This is a genomic window from Sulfobacillus sp. hq2, from assembly GCF_002903155.1.
Classification (GTDB): Bacteria; Bacillota; Sulfobacillia; order Sulfobacillales; family Sulfobacillaceae; genus Sulfobacillus; species Sulfobacillus thermotolerans.
This window is the reverse complement of record NZ_NWUL01000030.1, coordinates 117,904-130,421: the sequence shown is the minus strand read 5'-3', so window position 1 is coordinate 130,421 and position 12,518 is coordinate 117,904. Positions and strand designations below refer to the sequence as shown.

The window sequence follows — 12,518 nt, the reverse complement described above, 5'->3', positions numbered from 1 at the left end:
TAGATGGGAAAAGAGGAGGCGAGCCCTGTGAGACGACGTATGGTCCGTCGTACCCTGATGTTTGTTGGGTTTTTGAGTCTAGGGTCTGTGTTGGCTGGCTGTGGAAGTCCCACCAGCATGGGGAATATGCCAGGCCCTGTGCGGCGTGTGATTAACACCCCAACGCTGTCGGGTAGTAATATTGCTGTCAATATGCTTAAGGTGACAGGCAATCAATCCTATATCGGTACGGGGAGAATTCCGGGTTACTATAGCTACGGCCCGGCGTATGATGATGGTTCTAACACCTACTATGTGACGTTTGAAGTCCCCGTCAACATGCAAGGCATTGAGAAACAATTAAGTTATTTGCCTCGTCCGATTGCTTCGACCACCATTGTTGATGATGTGTACATCAATATTCCGCAATTGCCGGGGCTTGCGTATGATCGTCTGTATTATGATCCAAGTACGCGATTAGCCCCCTTTTCTTTTAAGCTATTGCCGTCCGGAGCCGTGCTCGATGAATCGTGGGATGCCGTCTTAGTCAATAGTTGAGACCCATAGGCCACCGATAATTTGTCGCTCAAAAATGGACAACTTCCGTAAGTACCAGATTCCAATCATCACCGTTTTCGATTTTACTGCGTACTACGAAGAATTTTGTTGGCCGGGTGCTAGGGATCCGATGAGGCGATGAGGTCGGCTAGACGACTGACACCTGCGTCCAAATCGGCCTCGGATGAGGCCAAAGAGACGCGGACGTAAGAGGCTGTTTGCGACCCAAAAGCTTGGCCAGGGGCTACCGCAATGTGTTCGTTTTGCAGGAGATCCAAGGCGAATGACCGGGAATCCTGCCCAAGACGTGCGATATCGACCAGAAGATAGAAGGCGCCTTGCGGAATGGTGACAGGAATATGTCGGCTTTGCAATATGTCGAGACAATAGTCACGGCGGGCACGGTACCGGGCTAAGCGCTCTACAATTCCTGCTTGGTCATATCGCAAGGCTGCAAGACCTGCGTATTGCAAAGGTTCGGAGACTGATGACCAAAGTCCCATGGCAATGCGGCCTAACGATTCTGTAGCGGATTTAGGGGCTGCCAGGTATCCCAGTCGCCATCCCGTCATGGCGTATGTTTTGGAAAATGAGTAGATGGAGATGGTACGGTCTGGGGCTAACGTGGCGGGAGACAACGCGGAGCCTTCATACACAATTTGATCGTAGACTTCGTCTGAAATAATCCACAAGTCGTGCTGCTCGGCAAAAGCCACTAATGTCTTGAGATGGGTCGCATCCGGCAGGCTTCCGGCGGGATTGCCGGGAAAATTTAGGACGATGGCTCGGGTCTTGGGGGTGACGCATCGCGTCAAGGTGTCGAGATCCGGCCAAAAGTCCGGAGCACGCAGGGGATAGGGATGCGCGTTGAGATGAAGGGCTTGCACACCGCCCAGGTAATCGGGCCATCCCGGATTGGGCACCAAAAGCTCGTCGCCGGGCTGTAAAATGCCCATGAATGCAACAAATAGGGCGGGACTGCCGCCTGGGGTGACCAGAATTTCGTCGGGGGTGCGTGCGACGTGATTGATGCGCCAGATTTTTTCTGCCAGCGCCTCGCGCAAAGGTAAGATGCCTTGCGAGGCGGTGTAGCGATTATAGCCATCGCGGGCGGCCTGGCAATATGCGTCGATGACACAAGGCGCCGGAGGGAAGTTGGGTTCTCCGGTTTCCAATCGAATGACGTCAGGCATTCGAAGGGCGAGGTCGAGAATTTCTCGGATGCCAGACGTTGGCAAGTTTACGCTTTGAGCCCAGTGCACAGCAAAATGATCTCCTTTCGCGAATGGCTTTGCCATTGCTTCTCTAGTGTAAGGGTTTCTGATCTGCCAACCAAGAGCATTGTGCACAAAGGCGGATGCAAAGAAATTCGGATTGTGTCAGAATGCGGACAGGAATGTGGATGAATGATGGCGAATCTTATGGTATGGATGATAAAGGAATTGCGCCAGAACTTTACCATAAGATGATGCAGAGCTTGCATGAGGTGTTCCATCTCAACGAATTTCGGCCCAAGCAACAAGAAATCATTACGCGCGTGCTTTTGAAGCAACATCAATTGGCGATTATGCCGACGGGAGCAGGAAAGTCCTTATGCTATCAGCTTCCGGCCACGATTTTGCCAGCGGTCACCGTGGTGATTTCGCCCCTGCTGGCTTTGATGAAAGATCAAGTGGACCGTTTACAGTCGCTTGGTATCGCGGCCTATCAGTTAAGTCATTGGGATGCGGTGGCGGAACAACGGCGCGTGTTGCAACGCTGGGAACAACGCGAGCTGAAAATCGTATTTATGGCTCCCGAACGCTTACAGCATCCAGAGATTGCTGCGAGACTGCCTGTGCTGTCTTGTGATTTGCTGGTGGTCGATGAAGCACACTCGATTTCGGAGTGGGGGCATGACTTCCGACCTGACTACCGGCGCATTCGCCAGTTTCATGAACGTATGGGCCAGCCGCCAATTTTAGCTCTCACAGCGACCGCCACGTCCGCCGTGGAGGATGACATTTTGCGGCAACTGGGACTTGACCGCGCGTCATGCCATGTGACGCGCCTGCCTATTGACCGGCCCAATATCCATCTGAGCGTGCAGGTTGTGTCGAATCGCAACGAGCAGCGTGACCAAGTGCTCGCGCGTATTCAGAAAGAACCTGGGGCCATCATTATTTACGCGGACACGAGGCGTCAAGCGGAGGAGTGGGCGGTATGGCTCGAGTCCATGCTGTCAGAACCTGTTGCCGTCTATCATGCGGGGCTGCCACACACCGTGCGTTTGACCGTGCAAGAGGCGTTTTCAGCTCGGCGCTTGCGTCTTGTGGTAGCGACGACCGCATTTGGGATGGGTATTGATCGATCGGATGTTAAAGGCGTGATTAATGTCGGTATGCCCGAGTCGGTCGATGCCTATAGCCAGCAATGGGGCCGCGCCGGCCGCGATGAAAACGCGGCATGGTCCTTTATGGTGGTGACTCCCTCTGCTATGCACCGTAGGCGCCATATGATTGAACGGGACAGGCCAAGGCGTGAGGATGTGGTGCAGTTGGTGCAGCGATTACAGCAACTGCCGACCCAGCGGCCCTTTTGGTGGAGCCTGAACACAGAGTTCGAGCCGGAATGGGTTGAAAATCATTTGGCCGCGCTCGAAGAAATGGGACAGATTCAGGTGTTATCGAAACGGGCGACGGACGTGCAATTACGGGTCCATGGGCCGTTGCCCGATTGGACCATTGCCGCGTTATTCGACCGTATGCAAAGACAATATCGGCACCGCATGGAGCGCTTTGAATCCATGCGCGCCTACGTCCAGACGAAGACATGCCGCCGGCAGATGCTTGGGGCCTATTTCGAGCAAGACCTGGTCACACGCCCTGAATCCTGTTGCGATTGCTGTGATGTGCAAAAGGTGCCAGACGCCTCTGGTGAGGTGGCAGATTCTGGTCTCGAAGATCGCCTGAGGCAATGGCGTAGGGAGCGGGCCCGTCAAGATCAAGTGGCGCCTTATATTATTTTTAGCGATAAGGTGCTTCACCAGTTGTGTGTAAGGCGCCCGCGCGATTTAGCTTCCTTGGCGCAGTGCCCAGGTATGGGAGCTGTACGCGTCGGCCGGTACGGAGAGGAATTGTTGTCCCTTTTAAGCACGGGGGAAGCCGATGCGGTGAGCCCGCCAGGGATGAAATCAGCAAAGGAAGAAGCGTGGATTTTATTTGGGGAAGGGATGCCGCTGGCGGACATTGCCCGCCGCGTGCATCGCCAACCCTCGACCGTTACCGGCTATTTGGAGGAGTGGATTGCCGCGTCTCAAAGTTCCTCATGGCAATGGTATTGCGGCAGTATCTTGCCCCAGTCCGCCCAACGTGCGATTGTTAGGGCTTGCGAGGAGATGCCAGGCGCCACCTTACGCCAGCTTTATGAGGCCTTTCATGGCGACTATTCGTTTGATGCTTTGCGCATCGGGCGCGCCATTTATCAGAAATTAAGGGGCGCGGCCTACGCGAGCCGCTAGCCAGATACCAATACTGATACTGCCGCCGGTGGCCAGCAGCTGACAAGCCGGCTTATTTAAATGGCGCCTAACCTTGCGATCTGATAGGTAGAAGCCTAAAAGGCCTCGCGCCACATAGCGGTGGAATGCGGCATCGGGAAGGGATTGGGCTTGCTGCATCACACGGTGGTAAATCCTTTGAATCCGGGCCGTCGCTTGTTCTGTGGAGGCGTAATACGTCACAAAATTCAAGTCGCCTCCTTGCAAATCTTCTTCCTGATCGATGAGATAGTCTAAGAGAATATGGAGGGCGCCGACCCACGGGAAATACAAGTTGAAGACGCGGTGGACTGCGTCGGCATCCGGGTGGGGATCAAGGGCCACGTTGAGCAGTGCAAACAATCCTAAAGTCGAACCGGTGGCGGCGGCAAATTCCCACCAAAATAAACCATCTTGGGGATTGGCTTCCTGGTGATACCACGCGGTGAGATTTTGCACGCGGGTCGGTTGGGGGCCGTGCTTATAGACTTGGAGGTCGATATAGAGTTCGACCAGTCGGCGCATGGGTCTGGCAATGGCATCATAGCCAGGAAAATGCTGCAGAGTGTTCTGTGCACTTTGAACCAGTGATGCCATATACCCCCCATCTTCGCCTTGCGGATGTTCCCGGTAATAATCCTGGACAGGGGCTAAAGGGGTTACGGCATCCAGCAAGGCTTGGTGCAGCCAGCGCAAGTTCTCGGGATCCTGGGATGGTCCGCGGTCCGTTACCGTATCGAGATAGTCGCAAAGCGTTTGATACGGCACGAGGAATTGCAATAAATACCCGCCAGGATCCCGAGAAGGTCCGCCAAACACGCCCCCGCCTTCGCAATGAAACTGCTTTTCTTGCAGCGAGCTCAGCGCTTGCTGACGCAGGGTCGGGTCAGGAATATGCGCGGCCGTTTCTTTTAACTGTGTTATGGCTTGGACCACGCGGGGACGAACGGACCGGAAGTACTCTTGGCCCCAGCGCCACGATCTGACAAAATCAACGGACTTAACGCTCATGATCTTCTGGTCCTTTCTCGAGGGCGATTGTGCCCGGTATCGCCCGAACTGACAAGCTGGCACTCTTCTATGCCTATGCCACATCATGCCGGGCCTATACCTTTTTTGGAACATAAGAAAGCCCCCTGAGGGGCTCCTCCAGAAGAGGTCACGCGTTCTGGAGGAAGTTTCCTCATTGTACCATGTCTTGGATAAGAACTCAGGACTTACGCTTGCCGTTTGGGCAATGGCGGAGGAGCTAGAACAGGTTTTCTCGAGAAATCTGGCATGTGTGGCGGATTTTGAGCCAATAAATCAAGCGCCTCTTGGACGGCCCGGTGCAATTGCGCATCATGGTGCTGGGCATAGTCCCACGGCGTATTTTCAATGGGGATCGTCGGCTCTGTTCCGTAATTTTCTACCCCCCATCCCACGTCACGGAACCAAAAGGAAAACTCGGGCTGGGTGGTTATGCTCCCATCAACCAGACGGTGCCGGGCCCATATGCCAATCACTCCGCCCCAGGTGCGTTGACCCACCAAAGGCCCTATCCCCATCAACTTGAAGGCATGCGAGAAAATATCACCATCCGAGCCGGCATACTCATTGGTCAGCGCAACAATGGGCCCCATAATACTGTCGCCAGGATAGGGCTCAGGCTGTCCGTGACGGGGCACGTCATAGCCAAGGCGTTGGCGCCGCAAATTTTCCAAAATGAGCTGGGACACGTGGCCGCCGCCATTAAAGCGCACGTCTACAATGAGCCCGTCTCGCTCCGATTCGGCTAAATAGGCGCGATAAAATTCCGAGAAGCCGCGGGGGCCCATGTCAGGAATGTGCACATACCCAAGGCGCCCTTGGGACAGCTGGCGCACCGTATCGCGGTTGCGATTGACCCATTCCCGGTACCGCGCCGGCATTTCTTGGGACAAAGGCACCACGGTTGCGGAAAACTTTTCTTGGGTCGATCCTTTGATGAGTTCGAGAGCCACTTCTTGACCCGCTTGATTGACCAAATGGGCTAATGGCGGTAGATCCGGAGCTAGCGGTTTGTGATCCACTGTCAGCAGAATATCGCCTTCCTCAATGCGTGTGCCGGGGGCCGCAAGAGGAGAGGTTTCTCCCACTTGGGCGCTGTCGCCACGCACAATATGGACAATCTTATAGCCGCCCGTGTGCGCATCCCATTCCCAATCAGCCGCTAACAAGCCGACGTGATTATGGGGTTCAGCCCGGTAGTCGCCTCCCATCTCATAGGCGTGCGACGTGCCGAGTTCGCCTTGCATTTCCCAGACGACATCGGAGAACTCGGAGCGCGTTGCCACGCGAGGCAGCAAGCGCTGGTAGCGCAAGAACATGCCTTCCCAATCGAGGCCGGACATCGCCTGGGCCCAGAAATTGTCTCGCATAAGCCGCCAAGCTTCGCGCAACATTTGATTCCACTCCGCTGGGCGATTGACCGATACGACAATGCGTTGCCAATCCACATATCCGTTGGCCCGTCCCGGCTTTTTAGGCGTCTTGTCATCTGTTTTCTCACCGCTTTTCACGATGCGCAGGTGTTTGTTGGAGCGAATAGCCATCGTGGTCCGGTCCGCGCTGAGTGTAAAGCTGTTGACGTGGCTGGCCAACGTTTCTTCTTTGAGATCCTTCAGCGAAAACTGCTGCAAGGTGGCACGCGCGCCTTCCTCATCGAAAAATGAGGACTGCAAACTCCCGTGGGGGACACTCATGGTCCAATACACGGCATTCGCATCGCAGGCTAATTGGTGGTAAATCCCTTCACGGACCGGAAATGGCACGACCCGGCTGGCGATGTCCTCAAAGTCAATGACGGTTGTTGGCGTCTCCTTGTCGGAGGAATCGGCTGCAGACGCCCCGTTCTCTTGCAAGGGATGCGGATCCAGTTGGAAAGGGGAGCGCCTGTCTTTTTGAAGAGGGATCGCGTAAGGCATCATGCCGCTAGGAAACCCTAAGTCGAACCGTAAGTTGTCATAGACCGGATTGAAGACCCGGTGAGAGAGAAAGTACAAATAGCGGCCGCTGGGGTCAAAGACAGGATTTTGATCAACCAGGACAGGCTGTGTGACCGTGTGCGTTTCATGACTGGGGATGTGATGAATTTTAATCGCACTGGTTTTGGAAGTGCTATGTAAGGCGTAAGCTAACCACTGACTGTCTTTAGAGAAGTCTATGCCGCGGACAGGGCCATAGGCCGAGGCATCGATTTGCAGGACGCTGAATGTGCCGAGGTCGACCAACCAAAGTTCATGGCGTTCATTGCTGAATGCCGCGAATGCCCCGTTTGCTGATACGGTGAGCGCGGCGATTTCGCCATGGTGGCCGGGCAGACGCGTGGTGGCACCTGTCTTTACGTCAATCAGCTCGAGGCCTTCTTCGCCGCCATCGTCTGACACGGTAAGAATACGGTCTTGTCCCGGGATAAATCGGCTCAGGCGATAGCGGACTCCTTGCGTCACCCCAAGCGGTGTGCAAGGACCTTCCCAATTTCCCATGTAATAGAGTTTGCCACGGGTGGTGATGAGCACGTGGTCGCCTTGCTCAGAAAGTTGATACTCGGTCCAATAGTCGGCCGCGGGGACATAATGGGTTTCGGCTTGGGTGCGCTGACTGTAATAGGCAATGGGAACCATGGACTCTTGGTTTTGGGCCGGGTCCAGGACATAGAGATCGGCCCCCGCGTGATAGACAATAACGCGACCATCTGTTGAGGCATTGCGCACATAGTACGTCTCATGATCCGTATGCCGACGCAAATCGCCTCCGTCAGCGGTTGTGGAGTAAATGTTGGCATAGCCTTCGTGGTCAGAAATGAAGTAGAGCCGCGATCCAATCCACATAGGACTGGCGAGGTTGCCGTTAATGCCGTCTAGGCGCTCGAAATGTGCCGTATCAGGTCGTCCAATCCAAATTTGCCCGCGCGTGCCCCCGCGGTAGCGTTTCCAGCGAGCGGGGTCGGCGGTATTACGCCCTAGGGCGACCAGCTGATTCGGGCCAAAGGCAATGTTGTTGGCGGGACCTAAATTCAAGGGCTTGGGTTCACCGCCGGATAAGGGCACGCGGTATAACATAAATAGTGACCGAAAAGGTTGTCCCGCATTCGATGAGATAATCACATCCCCTTCGCTAGAGAAAGCGACGGGCTGGGTATTGGCGGCTAAATAGGTCAGACGGGTAATGGGACCGCCTTGAGCCGGCATTATGTAAATTTCATTGTCACCTTCTTCGCGGCCCACAAACGCGACGGTGCTCCCGTCGGGGGACAACAACGGACGGCTGGCAGTGCCCCATCCGGCTGTTAAACGGCGAGCTGTGCCGCCGGTGAGAGGAACCCGCCATAAATCGTCTTCAGATACGAAAATGATGTGCCCTTGGGCAGTAGTGGGATAGCGGTAATATCCAGGCTGCTCTATCACGGTGACCCTCCTGTCATTAAATGTGCTTGCAAAGTCTTAGATCGGCAATAGTATGGAGAAAACACGGCGACTCCATGTTTTGTCATGCGGGTGACATCAGCCACTGCCATAAGGTGCGCAGTACGATATCTAAGACCGCCGTCTGGTCTTCTAAGCTCATAGAAGGGGTTTTAGGATGCCTTAAGGCCTGCGACGGCAATAAGGGCAAGTGAAGAAATCCGGCCGGGAGGGCTTGGGCGGTATGACGCGCCCAATACAGCGCTTGATTGCACATAAACGTGCCGGCCGAGAGTGACAGTTCTAAAGGATATCCTTGAGCGTGCACTGCCTCTTGCAACTGTCGGAGCGGAAGCGTGCTGAAATAGGCATCGGGGCCGTCTGCGACAATGCGATGGTCATGGTAGACTTCCTGACGGTTATCAGCAATGCGGCTATCCAGCAAATTGATGGCCACGCGTTCTAACGTTGGGACGGCGCGTCCTTGTGCTTGCCCCAGACACAAGATAGCATGGGGACTGGTTTCTTGAATGAAAGCGGGCAATTGGCGTTCGACATCTTGCTTGCTGGTGGCTAATTCACGGCGGATGACATAATCGCGAGAGGGCAAATGTAACGCGACTTCACGCGACACATTGACCGGATCATCGCCGAACGGATCGAAATAAGTTAACAAAATCATGAAAGCTTCGCCACCTCTTCATGCAATTAGGGAGGGTGCCGCTATGCACAAAAACACGGCAGGTCGACCAGATGCCCTGCCGTGTTGGTATAATCGCGCAGACTTCATCGTCCCAAACCCTTTTCTAGTATATGGAAGTCTTGGAATTCGAGCAACTCATGCACTGTGAGGCACCTGCAGCGGTTGGTCGGCAGCAATTAAATCTAAAGGAATCCATGGCTCGAGATCTTCAACATACGAACAAATCGGGTAATTGTCGCAAATCTTATAAATATCGCCAGAAACCGGGTTCGTCAGGGTGCGCACCGGGTGGCGACGGCACTTGGGACAAATCATAATGGTCAACATGGATCATGCCTCCTTTACCTTCTGCAATGGCGTAATCGTTTAGCCTTATTAAACGCAGCAGATGTTTCCAATGTGTTACAGGAAGCTTAAGATCCGCTGCTTTTTATTGCCAGCCAAGGACAACTGTCTACTGCGAGAAGGTGGGGCGCTCGGTTTGGACAAGTGCGGACATCACATACCATGATGGGTATGGACGGTATATAATATGGCATGAAGCCATAGTGAGCATTAGATTAAGATACCAAGGACATCCTACGGGAAGTAAGGGCGGTGACCGCAATATGGATTCTACGAAGCGCCCTGTTATCGGAAAATACTGGGATCGAGATGACTTAATTCGGCGCATGCGCCGAATTGAGGGTCAAGCCCGGGGCGTTCAGGCGATGCTGGACCGTGATGAGGATTGCAAAGCAATTTTGACGCAGCTGGCGGCTATCTCGGGGGCGCTGAGCCAAGTGGCTCGAGTCGTCAGCGCCTGTGGTGTGGTGGATGGTATTGAGCAGGCCGCAGGTCCCCTCGATCCAGAACAAATTCGTGCAATTTTGTCCGAACTCAATGCTAAAGGACGCCTATAAATGATGGTGTGACAGGGAGGACGCGTGGCAGGGCGAACACGGCTGGCAAAGGCCGCCTTGGTGGTATTGTTGGCATGGGCGGGAATGCAGTGGAATACGGGGACAACGCTTGTCACGGTATCTGGTCCGGCGAATGGCGTGTTGCCGGTGCCATTTACCCCGTTTGGACCCTATTCGACACGGGCCAATCATGGGTATGAGGGTGCCAATGTGATGAGCCCCGTGGTTCCGTCTTCATATACCGCCTACTTCTCACCCCAGACCATCGGCATTCAATTTATTGGGGATGCACCTAACCATTTATCTGCAGACCATTTAAGCTTGTTGGTGACATCGCCGCATGGATCTATCAAAACCGGTCCCCTATTTTATCAAAGCACGGGATTTGTCGGCGTGCACCTTTTGGCGGCATTAAAACCCGGGCATTACCGGGTGGTCTTTAAAAGTCCCGGTTTTCAAACGGCCCAAAGTGTCTGGGGATTGACCCTTCACCCGTTGCCAAAGGCCCAGCTAGCACAGGAACGTCAGGCTCTAGTGGCAGCGCAAGTGCCCCAATATCTAGCCGCGCTTAATGCGGTGCGTACGTCCTTAGGGGAATCGCCGGTGGCGTGGAATAACGCATTAGCATGGGCCGCAGCGTCTCACGCATTGTATGTCAAAGACAATGGTTATGATGCGCCTTCCTTCCACTTAGAAACGACTGGACACGAAAATTTTACGGGGATTAATCCGTGGGATCGCGATATGGCTTTTGGGTGGCAAAGCCCATTAGATGGCGAGGTGGGCATTGAATGGACGACGTCTTTGCCGCCTGTGGCGGTCATACAAAATCTCGTAGATACGGTCTATCATCGTCTATCTTTACTCTCTCCGAATGTGGTGGCAGTAGGTGCCGGACAGACCACGGGCAGTACAGGCGCTGTGGTGATGGATTTAGGGTATGGCTACCGGGCCCATTTGCCCTTAGCGATTGTTTATCCGGCGTCGGGACAAAGCGGGGTGCCTACCGGGTGGACGGATATGGAAAGTCCTAATCCGGTACCCAATGGCTTTAGCCAAGAATTTGGATATCCTATTACGGTGGATTTTCCGACCGTTCAACAGCTCCGCCAGATCCGTGCGCAACTGATTGCGAACGGGAAAACGGTCCCTATCTATCTGGACGCGCCGGGCGTTGATGATATGGCGGACAATCAATTAGGTATGGTGCCCCGCACACGCCTTGAGCCAGGGACGACTTATACGGTAAAGATTTCGGGACAAGCGTTATTTAATAACGAGGTACGCATACCCGTGGCGCTGCATTGGCAATTTACGACGGGGGGGACGGATGCGTCCGTGGCGGTGGATCCCGTCCATGCCGGAGATCTCTTAGTGTCGGTAGCGCAGGCGGGCAGCGGGCGTCCCGTGCCCAACGATCCCGTCCGCATTTATCAAGTAGAGGCGGGCAATCGTCTGACATTAGCCGCCCAAGCTGTCACCCATAGAAATGGCATTGCTGTGTGTCATTTAGCAAAACCCGCGACCCGCCACCTGTTTGAAGCGGTCTCTGGTGGGGAGACAAGTATGCAATTTTGGTGGTGAGAGTCCATGTTGTATGATCCCCAAAAGAAAACAGCGATGGTGACGGTGCGGGGTCGACCGGTTCGTTTAGCTTGGTCGGAGTGGCCGGGGACTGGCCAATCCCAAAGCTGGATTTTTTTGCATGGCATGGGGTCATCGCGCTGGGCCTATGCTGATTTGCTGCAGCAAGCGCCTGTGGCTGGTCACTATTACGCGCTCGATCTGCCGGGATTTGGCGATTCAAGTTTACCGCCATTTCGGCAGACGCTGAACGATTTTCAAGAGGCGTTGGGACGGTTTATTGCCCATCTGGGAGAACCTAAGCCTATACTTGTCGGACACTCATTTGGGGGGATGGTGGCCGGAGTCTTTGCCGCTGCCCATCCGCGCCGGGTGAAGGGGGTGATTTTAGTGTCTAGCGCGGGTTATTTTCCTCCTCTTAACGCTTTAAGTCCGACGCGCTGGCGCTGGATTAACCAAATCGGCTTGTGGGTGACGAGCATGGACTTTTTTGGAAACCGGATGCTGCGCGCGTTAGGCCTCGATCCGCATCAGGTGTCTCCCATTTCGCGCCGGCGCATGCGTTACGGATGGCGCCGTGCGCGGGAAATGGCGCGCATGGGTCAGTTTTATGACGCTCCCGATTTTGTCGCACGCCTTGTGGCTGCGGATATACCGATAGCGGCCATTCATGGCGACCGCGACATTTTATTTCCGCTGAGCGATGTCGAGCGACTTGTGCAGGGCTCTTTTCCCATTTTCGTGGCCCAGGGAGCGGGGCACTTGCCTTATGACTATGATTTAATGACCTTTGTCCGCCTGCTCAAGCAAGCGGGGGACGTGGTGAGCATACAAAAGCCGTGAGGTACTGC

10 protein-coding genes are annotated in these 12,518 nt (G+C 54.5%); 5 read left to right on the top strand and 5 right to left on the bottom strand.

The features are described from left to right. Positions 1-27 precede the first annotated feature (27 nt). Positions 28-537 (top strand): hypothetical protein, encoded by a 510-nt coding sequence (locus tag CO251_RS06165; protein WP_242968358.1) that lies wholly within the window; start codon positions 28-30, stop codon positions 535-537. A gap of 119 nt (positions 538-656) precedes the next feature. On the opposite strand, the gene CO251_RS06160 is transcribed toward CO251_RS06165, so the two are convergent. Continuing rightward, the gene (locus tag CO251_RS06160) at positions 657-1,799 is read right to left on the bottom strand and encodes a pyridoxal phosphate-dependent aminotransferase (protein ID WP_158246209.1); all 1,143 of its coding nucleotides are present in this window, start codon (positions 1,797-1,799) and stop codon (positions 657-659) included. A 134-nt stretch (positions 1,800-1,933) separates the two neighbouring features. On the opposite strand from CO251_RS06160, the gene CO251_RS06155 reads away from it, so the two are divergent. Continuing rightward, complete coding sequence (locus tag CO251_RS06155) at positions 1,934-4,036, top strand: RecQ family ATP-dependent DNA helicase (protein WP_158246208.1); 2,103 nt, start codon at positions 1,934-1,936, stop codon at positions 4,034-4,036. Here CO251_RS06155 and CO251_RS06150 read toward each other — a convergent pair. From CO251_RS06150 to CO251_RS06135, 4 genes are all read right to left on the bottom strand, one after another. Continuing rightward, the gene (locus CO251_RS06150) at positions 4,007-5,065 is read right to left on the bottom strand and encodes a tetraprenyl-beta-curcumene synthase family protein (protein ID WP_103374920.1); all 1,059 of its coding nucleotides are present in this window, start codon (positions 5,063-5,065) and stop codon (positions 4,007-4,009) included. The two genes, CO251_RS06155 and CO251_RS06150, sit on opposite strands and share 30 nt — an antisense overlap. 206 nt (positions 5,066-5,271) lie before the next feature. Beyond that, on the bottom strand, positions 5,272-8,481 hold the full coding sequence (locus CO251_RS06145) for a S41 family peptidase (protein ID WP_242968357.1): 3,210 nt from the start codon (positions 8,479-8,481) through the stop codon (positions 5,272-5,274). A gap of 82 nt (positions 8,482-8,563) precedes the next feature. Then, on the bottom strand, positions 8,564-9,160 hold the full coding sequence (locus CO251_RS06140; RefSeq protein WP_103374919.1) for a pyroglutamyl-peptidase I: 597 nt from the start codon (positions 9,158-9,160) through the stop codon (positions 8,564-8,566). A gap of 156 nt (positions 9,161-9,316) precedes the next feature. After that, positions 9,317-9,508, bottom strand: a complete 192-nt coding sequence (locus CO251_RS06135; RefSeq protein ID WP_103374918.1) for a hypothetical protein — start codon at positions 9,506-9,508, stop codon at positions 9,317-9,319. Positions 9,509-9,789: 281 nt separating this feature from the next. On the opposite strand from CO251_RS06135, the gene CO251_RS06130 reads away from it, so the two are divergent. The 3 genes from CO251_RS06130 to CO251_RS06120 are packed head-to-tail and all read left to right on the top strand — an operon-like array spanning position 9,790 to position 12,510. After that, positions 9,790-10,083: a metal-sensitive transcriptional regulator gene (locus CO251_RS06130; protein WP_103374917.1), complete on the top strand. Its 294-nt coding sequence runs from the start codon at positions 9,790-9,792 to the stop codon at positions 10,081-10,083. A 24-nt stretch (positions 10,084-10,107) separates the two neighbouring features. Next, positions 10,108-11,667 (top strand): CAP domain-containing protein, encoded by a 1,560-nt coding sequence (locus CO251_RS06125; protein ID WP_103374916.1) that lies wholly within the window; start codon positions 10,108-10,110, stop codon positions 11,665-11,667. 6 nt (positions 11,668-11,673) lie between these two features. Next, positions 11,674-12,510 (top strand): alpha/beta fold hydrolase, encoded by an 837-nt coding sequence (locus CO251_RS06120; protein ID WP_103374915.1) that lies wholly within the window; start codon positions 11,674-11,676, stop codon positions 12,508-12,510. Positions 12,511-12,518: the final 8 nt, after the last annotated feature.

Bases quoted from the DNA above. Each gene is read 5' to 3' on its own strand.
- CO251_RS06155 (WP_158246208.1), top strand. From the start codon at position 1,934: ATGTGGATGAATGATGGCGAATCTTATGGTATGGATGATAAAGGAATT.
- CO251_RS06150 (WP_103374920.1), bottom strand. From the start codon at position 5,065: ATGAGCGTTAAGTCCGTTGATTTTGTCAGATCGTGGCGCTGGGGCCAA.
- CO251_RS06140 (WP_103374919.1), bottom strand. From the start codon at position 9,160: ATGATTTTGTTAACTTATTTCGATCCGTTCGGCGATGATCCGGTCAAT.
- CO251_RS06135 (WP_103374918.1), bottom strand. From the start codon at position 9,508: ATGTTGACCATTATGATTTGTCCCAAGTGCCGTCGCCACCCGGTGCGC.
- CO251_RS06130 (WP_103374917.1), top strand. From the start codon at position 9,790: ATGGATTCTACGAAGCGCCCTGTTATCGGAAAATACTGGGATCGAGAT.
- CO251_RS06120 (WP_103374915.1), top strand. From the start codon at position 11,674: ATGTTGTATGATCCCCAAAAGAAAACAGCGATGGTGACGGTGCGGGGT.